The organism is Prauserella sediminis, from assembly GCF_014195435.1.
GTDB classification, from domain to species: domain Bacteria; phylum Actinomycetota; class Actinomycetes; order Mycobacteriales; family Pseudonocardiaceae; genus Prauserella; species Prauserella salsuginis.
This window is the reverse complement of the sequence record NZ_JACIBS010000001.1, coordinates 237,046-251,186: the sequence shown is the minus strand read 5'-3', so window position 1 is coordinate 251,186 and position 14,141 is coordinate 237,046. Positions and strand designations below refer to the sequence as shown.

The 14,141-nt window shown below is 71.6% G+C and carries 20 protein-coding genes; 7 read left to right on the top strand and 13 right to left on the bottom strand.

The window, feature by feature from the left end:
• A complete protein-coding gene (locus FB384_RS01140) occupies positions 1 to 951 on the top strand; it encodes a PLP-dependent cysteine synthase family protein (protein WP_183778303.1) in 951 nt (316 codons plus the stop codon).
• 105 nt (positions 952 to 1,056) lie between these two features.
• Here the strand turns inward: FB384_RS01140 and FB384_RS01135 are convergent, their stop codons facing one another.
• Positions 1,057 to 1,683 carry a nucleoside/nucleotide kinase family protein gene (locus FB384_RS01135; protein ID WP_323985086.1) on the bottom strand — a complete coding sequence of 209 codons (627 nt, stop codon included), beginning with the start codon at positions 1,681 to 1,683 and terminating at the stop codon, positions 1,057 to 1,059.
• 246 nt (positions 1,684 to 1,929) lie between these two features.
• Here FB384_RS01135 and FB384_RS01130 point away from each other — a divergent pair, with 246 nt between their 5' ends.
• From FB384_RS01130 to rdgB, 5 genes are all read left to right on the top strand, one after another.
• Positions 1,930 to 2,595, top strand: a complete 666-nt coding sequence (locus FB384_RS01130; protein ID WP_183784773.1) for a rhomboid family intramembrane serine protease — start codon at positions 1,930 to 1,932, stop codon at positions 2,593 to 2,595.
• A gap of 10 nt (positions 2,596 to 2,605) precedes the next feature.
• A complete protein-coding gene (gene murI / locus FB384_RS01125) occupies positions 2,606 to 3,388 on the top strand; it encodes a glutamate racemase (RefSeq protein WP_183778299.1) in 783 nt (260 codons plus the stop codon).
• 97 nt (positions 3,389 to 3,485) lie between these two features.
• Positions 3,486 to 4,256, top strand: a complete 771-nt coding sequence (locus FB384_RS01120) for an MBL fold metallo-hydrolase (protein ID WP_183778297.1) — start codon at positions 3,486 to 3,488, stop codon at positions 4,254 to 4,256.
• Positions 4,257 to 4,330: 74 nt separating this feature from the next.
• Positions 4,331 to 5,113 carry a ribonuclease PH gene (gene rph, locus FB384_RS01115; RefSeq protein WP_183778296.1) on the top strand — a complete coding sequence of 261 codons (783 nt, stop codon included), beginning with the start codon at positions 4,331 to 4,333 and terminating at the stop codon, positions 5,111 to 5,113.
• Positions 5,110 to 5,724 (top strand): RdgB/HAM1 family non-canonical purine NTP pyrophosphatase, encoded by a 615-nt coding sequence (rdgB, locus tag FB384_RS01110; RefSeq protein WP_183778295.1) that lies wholly within the window; start codon positions 5,110 to 5,112, stop codon positions 5,722 to 5,724. The genes rph and rdgB overlap by 4 nt, the downstream gene beginning before the upstream one ends.
• Before the next feature lie 150 nt (positions 5,725 to 5,874).
• Here rdgB and bcp read toward each other — a convergent pair whose 3' ends face one another.
• The 7 genes from bcp to FB384_RS01075 form a co-directional block, all read right to left on the bottom strand.
• Complete coding sequence (bcp, locus tag FB384_RS01105; RefSeq protein WP_183778294.1) at positions 5,875 to 6,354, bottom strand: thioredoxin-dependent thiol peroxidase; 480 nt, start codon at positions 6,352 to 6,354, stop codon at positions 5,875 to 5,877.
• 41 nt (positions 6,355 to 6,395) lie between these two features.
• The gene (locus tag FB384_RS01100) at positions 6,396 to 6,950 is read right to left on the bottom strand and encodes a hypothetical protein (protein ID WP_183778293.1); all 555 of its coding nucleotides are present in this window, start codon (positions 6,948 to 6,950) and stop codon (positions 6,396 to 6,398) included.
• Positions 6,951 to 7,266: 316 nt separating this feature from the next.
• Positions 7,267 to 7,443: a hypothetical protein gene (locus tag FB384_RS01095; protein WP_183655237.1), complete on the bottom strand. Its 177-nt coding sequence runs from the start codon at positions 7,441 to 7,443 to the stop codon at positions 7,267 to 7,269.
• A gap of 169 nt (positions 7,444 to 7,612) precedes the next feature.
• The gene (locus FB384_RS01090; RefSeq protein ID WP_183778292.1) at positions 7,613 to 8,038 is read right to left on the bottom strand and encodes a DMT family transporter; all 426 of its coding nucleotides are present in this window, start codon (positions 8,036 to 8,038) and stop codon (positions 7,613 to 7,615) included.
• Between the two features lie 75 nt (positions 8,039 to 8,113).
• Positions 8,114 to 8,434 carry a DMT family transporter gene (locus tag FB384_RS01085; protein ID WP_183778291.1) on the bottom strand — a complete coding sequence of 107 codons (321 nt, stop codon included), beginning with the start codon at positions 8,432 to 8,434 and terminating at the stop codon, positions 8,114 to 8,116.
• Between the two features lie 24 nt (positions 8,435 to 8,458).
• Positions 8,459 to 8,941 (bottom strand): deaminase, encoded by a 483-nt coding sequence (locus FB384_RS01080; protein WP_221212602.1) that lies wholly within the window; start codon positions 8,939 to 8,941, stop codon positions 8,459 to 8,461.
• Positions 8,938 to 9,534: a DsbA family oxidoreductase gene (locus tag FB384_RS01075; protein WP_183778290.1), complete on the bottom strand. Its 597-nt coding sequence runs from the start codon at positions 9,532 to 9,534 to the stop codon at positions 8,938 to 8,940. The genes FB384_RS01080 and FB384_RS01075 overlap by 4 nt, the downstream gene beginning before the upstream one ends.
• A 122-nt stretch (positions 9,535 to 9,656) precedes the next feature.
• Between FB384_RS01075 and FB384_RS01070 the strand changes: the two genes are divergently transcribed.
• The gene (locus FB384_RS01070) at positions 9,657 to 10,019 is read left to right on the top strand and encodes a MerR family transcriptional regulator (protein ID WP_183778288.1); all 363 of its coding nucleotides are present in this window, start codon (positions 9,657 to 9,659) and stop codon (positions 10,017 to 10,019) included.
• Positions 10,020 to 10,049: 30 nt separating this feature from the next.
• On the opposite strand, the gene FB384_RS01065 is transcribed toward FB384_RS01070, so the two are convergent.
• The 5 genes from FB384_RS01065 to FB384_RS01045 form a co-directional block, all read right to left on the bottom strand.
• Positions 10,050 to 10,529 carry a nucleoside deaminase gene (locus tag FB384_RS01065; RefSeq protein WP_183778286.1) on the bottom strand — a complete coding sequence of 160 codons (480 nt, stop codon included), beginning with the start codon at positions 10,527 to 10,529 and terminating at the stop codon, positions 10,050 to 10,052.
• A gap of 38 nt (positions 10,530 to 10,567) precedes the next feature.
• The gene (locus tag FB384_RS01060; RefSeq protein WP_183778284.1) at positions 10,568 to 11,329 is read right to left on the bottom strand and encodes an SDR family NAD(P)-dependent oxidoreductase; all 762 of its coding nucleotides are present in this window, start codon (positions 11,327 to 11,329) and stop codon (positions 10,568 to 10,570) included.
• Positions 11,322 to 11,741 (bottom strand): nuclear transport factor 2 family protein, encoded by a 420-nt coding sequence (locus FB384_RS01055; protein ID WP_183778282.1) that lies wholly within the window; start codon positions 11,739 to 11,741, stop codon positions 11,322 to 11,324. The genes FB384_RS01060 and FB384_RS01055 overlap by 8 nt, the downstream gene beginning before the upstream one ends.
• Positions 11,738 to 13,066 (bottom strand): MFS transporter, encoded by a 1,329-nt coding sequence (locus FB384_RS01050; protein WP_183778280.1) that lies wholly within the window; start codon positions 13,064 to 13,066, stop codon positions 11,738 to 11,740. Before FB384_RS01050 ends, FB384_RS01055 begins: the two co-directional genes overlap by 4 nt.
• Positions 13,067 to 13,213: 147 nt before the next feature.
• Complete coding sequence (locus FB384_RS01045; protein ID WP_323985085.1) at positions 13,214 to 14,128, bottom strand: LysR family transcriptional regulator; 915 nt, start codon at positions 14,126 to 14,128, stop codon at positions 13,214 to 13,216.
• Positions 14,129 to 14,141 lie beyond the last annotated feature (13 nt).

Genomic DNA, 14,141 nt, shown 5'->3' with positions numbered 1-14,141 from the left:
ATGGCCCGCTACGAGTCCTTGATCGACACGCTGGGTGGCACGCCGCTCGTCGGTTTGCCGCGTCTGTCGCCGTCGGACGACGTCCGGCTGTGGGCAAAGCTCGAAGACCGTAACCCGACCGGGTCGATCAAGGACCGTCCGGCGCTCAAGATGATCGAGGAGGCCGAGAAGGACGGTTCGCTCCGGCCCGGCGCCACGATCCTCGAGCCCACGTCGGGCAACACCGGCATCTCGCTGGCCATGGCCGCCAAGCTGAAGGGCTACGGTCTGGTCTGCGTCATGCCGGAGAACACGTCCGCCGAGCGCAAGCAGCTGTTGCAGGCCTACGGCGCGCGGATCATCTTCTCCGAGGCCGCGGGCGGGTCGAACGAGGCCGTCCGCAAGGCCAAGGAGCTCGCGAAGCTCAACTCGGACTGGGTGATGCTGTACCAGTACGGCAACCCGGCCAACATCGCCGCCCACTACGAGGGCACCGGCCCTGAGCTGCTGGCGGACCTGCCGACGATCACGCACTTCGTCGGCGGCCTCGGCACCACGGGCACGCTCGTCGGTGTCGGGCGGTACATGCAGGAGGCCAAGCCCGAGGTCCAGATCGTCGCCGCCGAACCGCGGTACGGCGAGCTGGTCTACGGCCTGCGCAACCTCGACGACGGTTTCGTCCCCGAGCTGTACGACCCGGACGTGCTGAGCGGCAGGTACTCCGTCGGCGCGTACGACGCGCTGCGGCGCACCCGCCAGCTGCTCGAACAGGAGGGCATCTTCGCGGGCATCTCGACCGGTGCCGTGTTGCACGCGGCGCTGGGCATGGCCGAGAAGGCGATCGCCAGGGGCCAGTCGGCCGACATCGCGTTCGTCGTGGCCGACGCGGGCTGGAAGTACCTGTCGACCGGTGCCTACGCCGGTTCGCTCGACGAGGCCGCCGAACGTCTCGACGGCCAGCTCTGGGCGTAGCGACGGTCGCGCACGGCCCTGTTTCGACACGACTGCGGTCCCGCCGGGTTTCCGGTGGGACCGCAGTCGTTTTCGGGCCTCGACGCTTTCAGCCCTCGACGGACGTCAGTCCTTGACGGCCGGGTTCCGCGGGCGGTCCATGCGCACGACGACGTCCGCGGTGTCGGTGGGGGAGACCTCGCGTTCATACCGTTCGTAGGCCGGCAGCGCCCAGCGGCCGTCTGCGGGTGTGTTGCGGTTCAGCGCCGCCGGTGACAGCCACAGGTGGACGGAGAGGTCGAAGTCCAGTCCCCGGCCGAGCAGCAGTTCCCCGTCGACGAGCACGACCGCACCGCGGGACAGCGTCGCGCGCGGCAGCCGGTAGGCCCGGTCGGCCTCGGCGTCCCACAGCGCCGGCAGGACCTCGCCCGTGCCGCCGGGCCGCAGTGGGTCGAGCACCTCGCGGCGCAGTGCTCCCACGTCGAGCCAGTCCTCGTACCGCGTGTCGGGGTCGTGGCGGCCGCGTTCGAACCGCAGCGATGCCGGTCGCAGGAAGTCCCACGCGGACACGCGCAGCACCTCGCGTCCCGCGATACGCAGCGGGTCGACGAGTGCGTCGGCGAGCTCGGCCGGGTCGCTGGCGCCCGCCGCCCCGTCGAACGCGACGACCGGGTTTCGGTCGGCGGGCCAGGACCCGATCCGTTCGGCGAGTTCGGTCACGAGGCGATCGAACGAGATGGGCCGGAAACGCACGCCGGCGATCGTACGGACCAGGGCGCCGGCAGGTGTCGTCATGGCTGCGGTCGCCAGGTCGTGGTGGGCGGAGGGCGGGAGCAACACGGGCGCCGAATGCGGAACACGCGTGTCCGGGCGCAGAACACGCGGTGCCGGGTGCAGAACACGCGGTGCCGAGTGCAGAACACGCGCGGTCGGGGGTGGACTTCAGGGTCATCACCGAGGCCCGGCAGGGGTGCGGAGCCGTAATCTGGACCCGTGAGTATGCAGCCCGTTCCCACGCCCGGTGCCGGTGAGGCCAAGCAGGCGCGCCCGCCCGTCAAGCGGATCCTGCCGCCGAAACCCCTCGCGGCCGGCATCGTCGCGGCGGCCTTCACCGTCGTGCTGTACGTGATCGAGCTGATCGACGTCATCCTGCCCGCGAGTCTCGACGACGGCGGCATCGTCGCGCGGTCGCTCGGCGGGCTCGACGGCATCGCGTGGGCCCCGCTGCTGCACGACGGCTGGGGGCATCTGCTGGCCAACACCGTGCCGGTGCTGGTCTTCGCGTTCCTCGCGATGGCGGGCGGCATCGGCCAGTGGGTGATGGTGACGGCGACGATCTGGCTGGTCGGCGGCGTCGGCGTGTGGCTGACTGCTCCGCCCGGCGTGATCACTGTCGGCGCGTCGGGACTCGCGTTCGGCTGGCTCGCGTTCCTGCTGGTGCGGGGCGTGTTCAACCGGAGCGTCGCGCAGCTCGCCGTCGCGGCGGTGCTGCTGGCGATCTGGGGCGGCATGCTGTGGGGCGTGTTGCCCGGCCAGGCCGGCATCTCCTGGCAGGGCCACCTGTTCGGCGCCCTCGGCGGCGTGCTGGCCGCCTGGCTGGGCGCGAAGGCGGACCGGGCGGCGAGCCGGAAGACGGCGGGCGGCGTCGGTCCGGCGGCGGGATAACCTTCAGTACGTGAGCGCCCCGATCGGAATCTTCGACTCCGGCGTCGGCGGGCTGACCGTCGCCCGCGCCATCGCCGACCAGTTGCCCGCCGAGAGCCTGCGCTACGTCGGGGACACCGCGCACGCCCCGTACGGCCCGCTGCCCATCGCGCGCGCCCGTGAACTGGCGCTGCAGGCCCTGGACGGGCTCGTCGACGACGGGGTGAAGGCGCTGGTGATCGCCTGCAACACGGCTTCGTCGGCCTGTCTGCGGGACGCCCGCGAGCGCTACGACATCCCGGTCGTCGAGGTCGTGCTGCCGGCGGTGCGCCGCGCGGTCGCCACGACCCGCAACGGCCGCGTCGGCATGATCGGCACCGAGGGGACCGTCCGGTCACGCGCCTACGACGACGCGTTCGCCGCCGCCCACGACGTGCGGCTGACCAGCGTGGCCTGCCCGCGGTTCGTCGACTTCGTCGAGCGGGGCGTCACGTCGGGACGGCAGGTGCTCGGGCTGGCGCAGGGGTATCTCGAACCGCTCGCGCGCGACGGCGTCGACACGCTGATCCTCGGCTGCACGCACTATCCGTTGCTGACGGGCGTGCTGCAGCTGGCGATGGGTCCGGAGGTCACGCTCGTGTCCAGCGCCGAGGAGACGGCCAAGGACGTCGTGCGCGTGCTCACCGAACGCGACCTGCTGGCCGAGTCGGGGCAGGAGCCCCGGCACGTCTTCCACGCCACCGGCGATCAGGAACGGTTCACCCGGCTGGCCGGCCGGTTCATGGGGTTCGGCCCCGCGCTGACGGTCGCCTGAACGGGGCGCGGCGCGCCCGTGCCGGCCGCCACCCGCGGCGTGCTCGCCGCCACGTAGTGCAGGCATCCGGCGATCCGGCTGTGGCAAGGTACGACCCGTGCGACTCTCGATCCTCGGTTGCTCGGGCAGCATTCCCGGGCCGAACAGCGCGGCATCCGGCTACGTCGTCGAGGCCGACGGTTTCGTGCTCGGTCTCGAACTGGGCAACGGCACCCTGGCGCAGCTGCAGGCCGTGCGGGATCCGTTCGACCTGGACGCACTGGTGCTGTCGCACCTGCACCCGGACCACTGCGCCGACGTGAGCGCACTGACGGTGCTGCGCCGCTACCACCCCGCGCCGCCGTACGACCCGGCACAGCGCCGCCTCCCGGTGCACGCGCCCGCGCAGGCGCCCGTGCGGCTGGCCAACGCGTTCGCCGCCGACGAGGACGAGCGCAGCGACGCGGACCTGTCGGACGTCTACGACTTCCACTCCCTGGAGGACGGCACGCGGCACCTCGGCCCGTTCGAGGTGGTGACCGTGCCGATGCACCATCCGACGCCCGCGTTCGGCGTCCGGTTGTCCCATGGCGGGCGCACGCTCGCCTACACGGGCGACACGGGGCCGTGCGACGAACTGGACACGCTCGCGGACGGTGCCGACGTGCTGCTGGCGGAGGCGTCGTGGACCGACGCGCCGGATCGGCCGGCAGGGGTGCACCTGTCCGGCAGGCAGGCGGGCGAGCTGGCCGCGCGCGCCGGGGCCGGCAGGTTGCTGCTCACCCACATCGCACCGTGGACCGACGCCGCCGCCGTGCTCGCCGAGGCGCGGGCGGCGTTCGGCGGTGAGGTCGACGTGGTGACCCAGGGTGAGGTCTACGAGGTCTAGCGCGGGCCGCGGATCTCAACCGGGGCGGCCCGTCGGGGCGAAACCGGGGTGGGCCGGGTTGTAGGGTCGGCCCCGTGGTGCGAAAAGACGGCAGGAACGACGACCAGCTCCGCGAGGTACGGATCACCCGCGGTTTTCAGCAGTGGCCCGCGGGGTCGGTGCTGATCGAGTTCGGCGACACGAAGGTGCTGTGCGCGGCGAGCGTCACCGAGGGCGTGCCGCGATGGCGGGCGGGATCCGGGCTCGGCTGGGTCACGGCCGAGTACGCGATGCTGCCGTCCGCGACACACGACCGCAGCAGCCGCGAGTCGGTGAAGGGCAAGATCGGCGGCCGTACCCATGAGATCAGCAGGCTCATCGGCCGGTCGTTGCGTTCGTGCATCGACCTGGCGGCGCTCGGCGAGAACACGATCCAGCTCGACTGCGACGTCATCCAGGCCGACGGTGGCACGCGCACGGCCGCGATCACCGGCGCTTACATCGCGCTGGCCGACGCCATCACGTGGCTCGACGCGGCGGGCAAGCTCGCCGATCCGAAACCGCTGTCGGCCACGGTGTCCGCGATCAGCGTCGGCGTGGTCGACGGGCGGGTGCGGCTCGACCTGCCCTACGAGGAGGACTCGCGGGCCGAGGTCGACATGAACGTCGTGGCCACGGACACGGGCACGCTCATCGAGGTTCAGGGCACCGGCGAGGGCGCCACCTTCACACGGTCCACATTGGACAAGATGCTGGATCTGGCGCAGGCCGGGTGTGCCGAGCTCGCGCGCAAGCAGTCGGAGGCGCTGGCCGACCCGTATCCCGGCACGCTGCCCGAACCCGCGCCCGCGGACAAGAAGTCGAAGGGCTCCAAGTGACGACGCGGATCCTGCTCGCCACGCGGAACGCGGGAAAGCTCGACGAACTGCGGCGCATCGTCGTCAAGCGCGGCCTCGGTGACGTGCGGGTGCTCGGGCTGTCCGATGTGGAGGACTTCCCGGAGGCGCCGGAGACCGGTGCGACGTTCGAGGAGAACGCGGTCGCCAAGGCGCACGACGCGGCGAAGGCGACCGGGCTGCCGGCGATCGCCGACGATTCCGGCCTGAGCATCGATGCGCTGGGCGGCATGCCCGGCGTGCTGTCGGCCCGCTGGTCCGGGCGGCACGGCGACGACGAGGCGAACCTGCGGCTCGTGCTCGGCCAGCTGCAGGACGTGCCGGACGAGCGCAGGAGCGGTGGATTCGTGTCAGCGGCCGCGTTCGTCGTTCCCGACGGCAAGGAGATGGTGGTGCGCGGCGAGTGGCGTGGCACGATCATCCGCGAACCGCGCGGCACCAACGGTTTCGGCTACGACCCGATCTTCGTTCCGGACGGCGAGACACGGACGGCCGCCCAGCTCCAGCCGGCCGAGAAGGACGCCGCGTCGCACCGGGGCAAGGCGCTGCGCTCGCTGCTGCCGCACCTGCAGGAGTACGTCGAAGCCCTGTGAGCCACGTGGGCGCCGGCACCGACGCGGGCAACGCCGCGCCGGTGCCGGGCGCGCTCCACCGGGAGTCGACCGGCGGGCCCGGGCCGTGATGCGGTCGCCGTCGAGGGGCTTTCCGCCGAGCCCGGCCACTCGCGGTTCGGCCGGGCGCGCTCAGCCGTCGAGTTTGAGTTCCTTGAGCAGGCGGGCCACGTGGCCCGTGGCGCGGACGTTGTACATCGCCTTGACGATCACGCCGTCACCGTCGATCACGAACGTCGAGCGGATCACGCCCTGCACGATCTTGCCGTAGTTCTTCTTCTCGCCGTATGCGCCGTACGCGGTGAGCACCGTCTTGTCGGGGTCCGACAGCAGCGGGAACGGCAGCCCCTCGTTCTCGGCGAAGGTGGCGAGCTTGCCCGGCTTGTCCGGCGAGATGCCCAATACCTGGTAACCGGAGTCGCCGAGCAGGGCCAGGTTGTCGCGGAAGTCGCACGCCTGCGTGGTGCAGCCCGGCGTGCTCGCGCGCGGGTAGAAGTACACGACGACGGGGCCGCCGCGGAAGCTCGCGAGGGAGACGTCGTTTCCCTCGCTGTCGGGCAGGGTGAAATCGGGTGCCTTGTCGCCGGGTTCCAGTCTCGTCTGCTCGGTCATGCTCGCAGCGTATCCGGAGTGGGCGCGGGCGTGGCCGGGCGTCACACCTGACCGTGGTAGATCGCCTCGTCCGCCCCGGACGTGTCCGGGCACACGGTGAGTTCGAGGGACCCGCGGTGGGCGGGCACGGCGAAGGCGTAGGGCAGTTCGATGCGGTCACCGGCGGGCAGGTCGCGTTCGGCGTCGACGATGCCGGTGTAGCCCTGCGTGGGGTCGACGACCTGCGGGGTGCGTTCGTCGCCGGAGGTTGCGCGCACGGACAGTTGCGAGAGCCGGTAGGCCTTGTCCGTCTCGTTGCGCACCGTGAGCGTGAACGCTGCGGCCCGGTCCGCGTCGGGGAAGGCCGAGTCGCTGGGGGTGAACGTTTTCGGTTCGGACACGTTGACGATCAGGCCGGAGCCGAATCGGTAGTCGCCGCCGAACAGCACGGCCGGCCGGGCGGGCGTCTCGTGGGCGCTCGTCTGGGAGGCGGCTGCCCGGCTGGTGGTGCCGGGGGGAACGGCTGCGCCGCCCTCGGGAGCCGTGGGCTCGGCACCGCAGCCGGTGAGCGCCAGGAGGAGCGCGCAGACGGCCAGTGCCGGCCTGCCCTTTCGCACTGCTGTCGCTCCTGTTCCGCCTGCCGGTGTCCCGCACCGCCGGCCTGTCGTCGCTGCGGGCTGCCGCAGGCCTCACCGGCCTGTGCGGTGTCCGCACCGGGCGCCGGGTGACGCCCGGGACCACTGTGCGTGCGCCTGGCAGGTGGTGCCACCCGCACGGCGCGGTTGAGGCGTTCCTGGTTCTGGGCTGTGTCCTGCCCGTGATCCGCGAATGTCGTGGGTCACACGGTCGGGTACCGCCGAATGGTGCAGCCCGGTGCGTTGCCGCGCCGGGCATCGGGACTGCTCCGGGAGCACGGCGCGGCTGCGACGCCTGTCAGAGCGCGAAGGCGAACAGGAGGATGAACACGGCGACCGTCACCAGCCACGCGACGATGAGCCAGCCCCAGTCGCGCCACGGGTCGACGACGCGGTTGTCCTCGCCGGGTACGTACACGCCGCGCAGTTCGAACCAGTCGGCGAGACGTCCCGGCCAGCTGAGCGGGTTCCGCACGGGAAGGTCACCTCCTGTCCTGTCGACGACGGTGTCGTGACCGTACTGCACGCACGTGGCCGCCGGGCACCGCCGCGGGTGTTCGCATCGCGCCCGCGGCGGCACCCGGCCGGGCCCGGTCCGCCCGGCGCGGCGGTCCAATGCTCCTGGCCCGGCTTCTTCCGTCCTCTCAGGTCGTGGTCGCGGGCTGCTTCCCCGGTTCCGGCCTGTCCGCGAGTTTCAGCCACACGAGGCCGACGATGATCACGGCGAGCCAGCCGGCCTTCGCGAGGGTCAGGCTCTCGTCGAAGAAGACCGGCCCCAGCGCCGCCGCTCCCACGGCACCGGTGCCCGCCCACACGGCGTAGCCGATGCCGACGTCGATCGTGCGCAGGGCGTGGCTGAGTGCGAACAGGGTCAGCAGGAAGAAGACGACGGCGACGGCCGACCAGGACGGCACGGTGAATCCTTCACTGCCGCCGACGGCGAGCGCGTAGCCTACCTCGAACGCACCCGCGAGCAGGAGGACGAGCCAGGCCCGGCCTCGCCGGTTGACCGGCGCCGCCGCAGTCGGTGCGGTGGGGTGGGGAGCGGCGGAATCAGGGGTGGAGGTCATGGTGGTTCCCTTCTCGAATGGCGGGCCTGGAGTGCGGGCCTGGAGTGCGGGCCCGGTTAGTGGTCGGTGCCGGCGTCAGACGGCTCCGCTGAGTTGAAGGCCGGCGACGCCGACGATGACGACGGCGATGCCCAGCAGCTTGCGGCCGCGCAGTGACTGTCCGAAAAGGACTACTCCGAGGATGACGATGCCGACGCCCGCGGCCGACGTCCAGATCGCGTAGCCGACGCCGACGTCGAACGTGAGCAGCGCGAGGCTCAGGAAGTACGTGGCGATGCCACCGCTGAGCAGCGTCGCCGCGGTCCAGCCCGGGCGGGTGAAGCCGTGTGCCTGACTCGCCGAGAGGGCCACGGCGATCTCGAAGACGATGGCGACGGCGAGAAACAGCCAGTTCATGATGGTTCCTTCGATCGGGGCGGTTCAGTGGTCGGTTCGATGGAGCGCGCGGTAGCGGGCGAACGGCGCGAGCGAGCCCGCCACGAGGAGGGGCCGTGCGGTTCTCGCCAGCGGCAGGCGGTCGGTGCCCGCCGCGGCGTAGCCGTCGCGGTAGTCGAAACCCCACGCGGCGGCGGTCTCGGCGGCGACGGCGAAGCGCACCGCGGCGATGCCGCGCTCGGCGGCGACGTCGTAGCAGAGAGCGCACGGTTCGCCCGTCGCCAGCAACGTCGCGCCCGCGACGGGAGGGCCGTCGGGGGTGGCCATCGCCGTGCGGATCGCGACGATCTCGGCGTGCGCGGTCGGATCCGCGGTCTCCCGGACCCGGTTGACGCCCGCGGCCGAGATGCGACCGTCGTCGGCGACGAGGACGCCGACGAACGGCAGGCCGCCCGCATCGACGTGCCGCGTGCCGAACTCCACCGCGCGCTCCATGGCGGCGTACAGCACCGCCGGATCGGCACTCATGCGGCGACCACCTCGTCGAATGCCCGGTGGAGCGCGTTCTCGGTGACGACGCCTTCGAGGCGGCGCCCGCCGACGAACACCGTGGGCACGACCGTGATGCCGAGTCGTTCCGCCTCGGCGAGCGCGTCCCGGTGGCGCCGGGCGTAGGAGGGGTCGTCGAGTGCCGCGGTGAACCCGGCCGGGTCGAGGCCCACGTCCTGTGCCAGCCGGACCAGGACGCCGCGGTCGCCGATGTCGAGGTCGTCCCGGAAGAACGCCGTCAGCACCCGCCGGTGGTAGGCGTTCGCAACGCCGCGGTCCGAGGCGTAGCGGAAGCCGCGGAACGCGAGTTCGGTGCGGGGCTGCGGCGAGACGGTCGGCAGCGCCATGGGCACACCGAGCCTGCGTGCCATCGGATACACGGTGCTGGTCCACACGCCCGGCAGGTACGGGTCCTCCGGGCGCAGCGTCCGGGCCGGATAGGGGCGCAGTTCGTGCGGATGATGCTCGATCTCGACGTCGGTCCGGCCCGCGGCGGCGCGCGCCACCAGCTCGTCGGTGATGAGGCAGAACGGGCAGACGTAGTCGGACCAGATGTGGACGTGGACGGTCACGGACAACCTCCGATGTCGTGTCGTCACCACCCGTGGTGGTGGGGGCGAACCGATCGTGGAAGTTGACACCGGTGTGAAGTGCAAGACTGGGTTGCAGACGGCGGCCGTTACCGGGAGGTGTCATGCGTATCGGCGAGCTGGCCGACGCCAGCGGGGTCAGCACCCGTTCACTGCGGTACTACGAGCAACAGGGCTTGATCGAGGCACGGCGTACCGCGGGCGGGTGGCGGGACTTCGACGAGTCCATGGTCGAGCGGGTCGTGATGATCCAGCACCTGTTCGCCGCCGGGCTGTGCAGCGGCACCGTCAACCAGCTGCTGCCGTGTCTGCAGGCTCCGCCGGACGAGCGCAACGGGGTCATGGAACGGCTGCTCGCCGAGGAGGTCGCCAGGCTGGAGGACAAGCGGCGCGACATCGACAGGGAACTGGACACCCTGCAGGCGCTGCGCCAGGACACCGCCCTGAATCCGGATCAGACCCCGTAGTGGGTGGTGGCCGCGTGCGGCGGGCCGCTCTCAGGACGTGCGGTGCCTGCGCACGTGCAGGGCGCGGACCTGCTCGGCCAGTTCCGGTACGGGCCCGTCGACGTCGGTGTCGGGGACGATCTCGCCGATCGGCAGCGGGCGCACCCGCGCCGCCGGGGTGCCCAGTTCGGTGAGCCACGCGGTCAGCTGCTGTGACGAGGACGCGTACACGATGCGCCCCAGCCCGACCCAGCCGTGCGCCGCCGAGCACATCGGGCAGTGCTCGCCGGAGGTGTAGACCGTCGCGGCCGCACGTTGTTCCGGAGTCAGCTGCTCGGCGGCCCAGCGCGCGATCGCGAATTCCGGATGCCGGGTGTGATCGCCGCCCGAGACGTGGTTGTGGTCCTCGAACACCCTCGTCCCGTCCCCGGTGACCAGCACCGAACCGAACGGCTCGTCACCGGCGTCCAGTGCCTCGGCCGCGAGTTCGACGCAGCGCCGCAGGTGCTCCAGATCCGTTTCGTCCACCATGGCGGGCAGTCTCGCGCACTCGCCGCACGCTCGCCAGATCAGCCCGCGACGCCCTGGACGCTCCACCCGCCGTCGATCGGGACGACCGTGCCGGTGATGTACGAGGCGAGCGGAGTGCCCAGGAAGAACGCGAGCTCGGCGACTTCGGCTGGCAGGCCGAACCGGTCCATCGGCACGCGCGCGAGGAACTCCTGCTCGTCGATCACGCCCCGCCGGAGGAACTCCGCCGACAGCTCGGTCTTGATCGGCCCTGGTGCGATGCCGTTGACCCGGATTCCGCGGGACGCCCATTCGGCGGCGAGCCCGCGGATCAGGCCCGCGACGCCTGCCTTGGCGGCACCGTAGGCCGTGCGGCGGGGAAACCCGCGCATGCCGTTGATCGACGACATCAGCACCAGCGCGCCACCCGACGGCATGCGGGCCGCGGCCTGTTGGGCGCCGACCATGGCGCCCGTCAGGTGCACCCGGAGCAGGCGATCCCAGTCCTCGGCCGCGTAGTCCAGCGAGTCACCGGCCTTGGCGTGACCGGCGTTGGCGACGAACGTGCCGAGCCCGCTCGGCGTCGCGGCCGCCCGCTCGCAGGCGTCGGCGAGGTCGTCGGCCGATGCCGCGTCCCCGGTGATCGCCACATGACCACGGCCGGGCCAGCCGGCCACGGCCGCGCCGAGACGGTCGCCGTCCAGATCGACCCCGACGACGGGATGTCCGGCATCGGCGAAGCGTGCGGCGATGGCGGCACCGATGCCCTGCGCGGCACCTGTCACGACGACGGCCGGTGCCGGACGTCGGGCCTCAGCCATCGCGGGGTTCCATGCCGAACGTCTGCTGCACATCGATGCGTTTGCGGGCGATGCGCCACCCGTCACCGTCCGGCACCAGCAGGTCGTCGTACTCGCCGAAGACGGCGATCGCGTCGTCGGCGGTTCGCGAGACGGCCTGGAAGTACGCGGTGACGGCGAGACCGTCGCCGCGTGGCCGGACGAGCACGTTGGTGATCATGTGCTTGCTCCACACGGTCGGCCCGGCGAACACGGAGCGGTAGAAGGCGAGGACGGTGTCGCGGCCCTCGCGCAGCCCGTCGACGCGTTCGAAGGCGACGTCCGCGGTGAACACCTCGGCGAGTGCGGTGTCGTCGCGAGTGTCGACGGCGCGGGCGTAACGGTGCAGGGTCGTGCGTGCCGCCTCGCTGTCGGCGGCGGTGGCGGTGGTCATGCGGTTCCTCCTCGTACGGGCTCGGGTTCCGTGGCGGTGCCGAGCGGGGCACCGTCGAGATGGCGGCGGGGAAGCAGCAGCACGAGGCCGATGCCGATCGCCGCGGGGATCAGGAAGACGTAGAAGCTCCACTGCACGGGCAGGTCCGCGGCGGCGATCAGCCCGCCGAGTATCGGCCCGACGATCCCGCCGAGACGGGCGACGGTCATGATCGATCCGAGGGCGGTGGCGCGGATCGCGGCGGGGAACCACGTGGCGATGAAGCCGTTGAGGATCACCGCCGTGCCGTTGGCGCCGACGCCGGCCAGCGCCACGGCCGCGTACAGCACAGGGGTCGGCGGTGCGAGGCTCATCGTGACCAGCGACAGCACACCGATGCCGAAACCCCAGGCGGCGACCGTGCGCGCGCCGATGCGGTCGGCGAACCACGACATCACGGTGGCGCCGGCGATCGCGCCGAGGCTCATCGTGGCGAGGAAACTCAGCGCCGAGCCGAGCGGATATCCCGCCGAACGCATGATCGCGGGCAGCCACGTACTCAGGCCGTAGATGAACAACTGTCCGATGAGGGTGGCCAGCGCGAACACGACGGCGGTGGTGAGCAGTGGCCTGCGGAGCAGGTCGCGCAGGCTCGCGCGGGGCTCCGTCGCGGTGCCGGGCCGCGCGCGTTCCGGAAGGCCGTAGCGGTCGGCGACCGCGCGGGCCTGCTCGTGTTTTCCCTTGCTGTGGAGGAAATCGGCGGATTCGGGAAGTCTGACGTAGGCGACGGGGACCAGCAGCACGAGCGGGAGCACGCCGATGGCGAACATGGGCCGGAAGCCCCACTGCTCGATCACGACGAGGCCGATGAGGGACGCGGCGATCGTGCCGACCGAGAATCCCGAACTCACCAGTGCGTTGAACAGGTTGCGGCGACCACGCGGCGCGAATTCTGCCGTGAGCGCCAGCGCGGTGGGCAGCAGTCCGCCCAGGCCGATGCCCGAGGCGAACCGGAACAGTCCGAACAGGCCCGGATCGGGGGCGAGTGCGCACGCCCCCATGAACACCGAGAACCAGGTCATGCTCGCGATCAGCATCCGTCTGCGGCCGAGCAGGTCCGTGGCCAGCCCGCAGATCAGCGTGCCGACGAGCATGCCCATGAACGCGTAGCTCGCGATCATGCCCGCCTGAGCTTCGTCGAGCTGCCACGGTTCGTACTCGAGCAGGGCCGGGATCGTCGTCGCGTACACCGAGAGGTCGTAGCCGTCGAAAATCACCGCACAGCAACAGATGACGGCGACGAGCGTCCCGCTTCCGGCGCGTGGGGGAGTGGTCGGTCCGGCCACGTGGGATCCTCCTCGACCTCGACGTAGTTCGGCCAGGGCTCAGCGCCCTCCCGGTGGATCATGTCGATGATGACCATAAATGTCTACGGCGTGGACCGGCGGTCGGATCCGGTACCCAGCAGCTGCGAGCCGGCGAGGCCTGCGGATTCAGGGAGTTGCGTGGTCGAGCTGGGCCGCGTCGGCGAGCGCGTCGAGGCAGGCGCTGACAGCCGGTCGTGGCTGGGAATCGGCCGTGACGGCGTACAGCGTGCGGCGCGGTGAGGGATCGTCGAGCCGCAGGGCGCGGACGTCGTAACCGGAGGCCACGGCCAGCGACATCGCGGGCATGAGCGCGGTGGCCCCGAGACGGGTGACGAGCGAGAACTGCGTGGCGTATCCGGTGACGTAGTGCCGCACGTCCGGTTCGACCCCGCGCTCGCGCAGCGTGTGGCACAGCCAGGCGTGCGCGCGCGAACCCGCAGTCCACGACACCCAGCTGTCCCTGGCCACGTCCTGTGCGTTGATCGTGTCCGCAGCGGCGCGCGGATCTCCGGCGGACAGCATGACGCGCGCGGTGTCGTCGCGCAGCGCCCGCCACGTGGTGTGCGGGAGGCGGGTGAGCGGCATGTTGTCCCAGCTCTCGACGACCGCGATGTCGAGCTGGCCGTTGACGAGCATCGGCAGGCTCTTCTCCGGTTCGGCCTCCACCACGGCGGGCTCGACGGCGGGATGGCCGGTCACGAGCGTGGTGAGCGCCTCGGTGACGAACACGTACACCCCGGTCGGGATCGTGCCCACCCGCACCGGCCCGGTGATGCTGCCGGACAGTGCGTCGATCCGCGTGCGTGCCCGGGTCAGCTCGTCGAGTGCGGCCTCCGCGGACTCGGCGAGCACCTTGCCCGCGGGGGTGAGCTTCACCGTGCGGCCGTGCGGCACGAGCAGCCGGACACCCGCATCACGTTCCAGTTTGGACAGTTGCTGGGACACGGCCGACGGCGTCAGGTGCAGCGTCTCGGCCGCGGCGGCGACTGAACCGTGTCGGTCGACGGCGTGCAGCGCCTGGAGGCGTTCGATGCGGAACACATAAGCAACGATA

Excerpts from the sequence above, each read along its gene's own strand:
- FB384_RS01140 (WP_183778303.1), top strand. The coding sequence starts at position 1 with ATGGCCCGCTACGAGTCCTTGATCGACACGCTGGGTGGCACGCCGCTC.
- FB384_RS01130 (WP_183784773.1), top strand. The coding sequence starts at position 1,930 with ATGCAGCCCGTTCCCACGCCCGGTGCCGGTGAGGCCAAGCAGGCGCGC.
- bcp (WP_183778294.1), bottom strand. The coding sequence starts at position 6,354 with ATGACCGAGCAGACGAGACTGGAACCCGGCGACAAGGCACCCGATTTC.
- FB384_RS01090 (WP_183778292.1), bottom strand. The coding sequence starts at position 8,038 with ATGACCTCCACCCCTGATTCCGCCGCTCCCCACCCCACCGCACCGACT.
- FB384_RS01085 (WP_183778291.1), bottom strand. The coding sequence starts at position 8,434 with ATGAACTGGCTGTTTCTCGCCGTCGCCATCGTCTTCGAGATCGCCGTG.
- FB384_RS01080 (WP_221212602.1), bottom strand. The coding sequence starts at position 8,941 with ATGAGTGCCGATCCGGCGGTGCTGTACGCCGCCATGGAGCGCGCGGTG.
- FB384_RS01070 (WP_183778288.1), top strand. The coding sequence starts at position 9,657 with ATGCGTATCGGCGAGCTGGCCGACGCCAGCGGGGTCAGCACCCGTTCA.
- FB384_RS01065 (WP_183778286.1), bottom strand. The coding sequence starts at position 10,529 with ATGGTGGACGAAACGGATCTGGAGCACCTGCGGCGCTGCGTCGAACTC.
- FB384_RS01060 (WP_183778284.1), bottom strand. The coding sequence starts at position 11,329 with ATGGCTGAGGCCCGACGTCCGGCACCGGCCGTCGTCGTGACAGGTGCC.
- FB384_RS01055 (WP_183778282.1), bottom strand. The coding sequence starts at position 11,741 with ATGACCACCGCCACCGCCGCCGACAGCGAGGCGGCACGCACGACCCTG.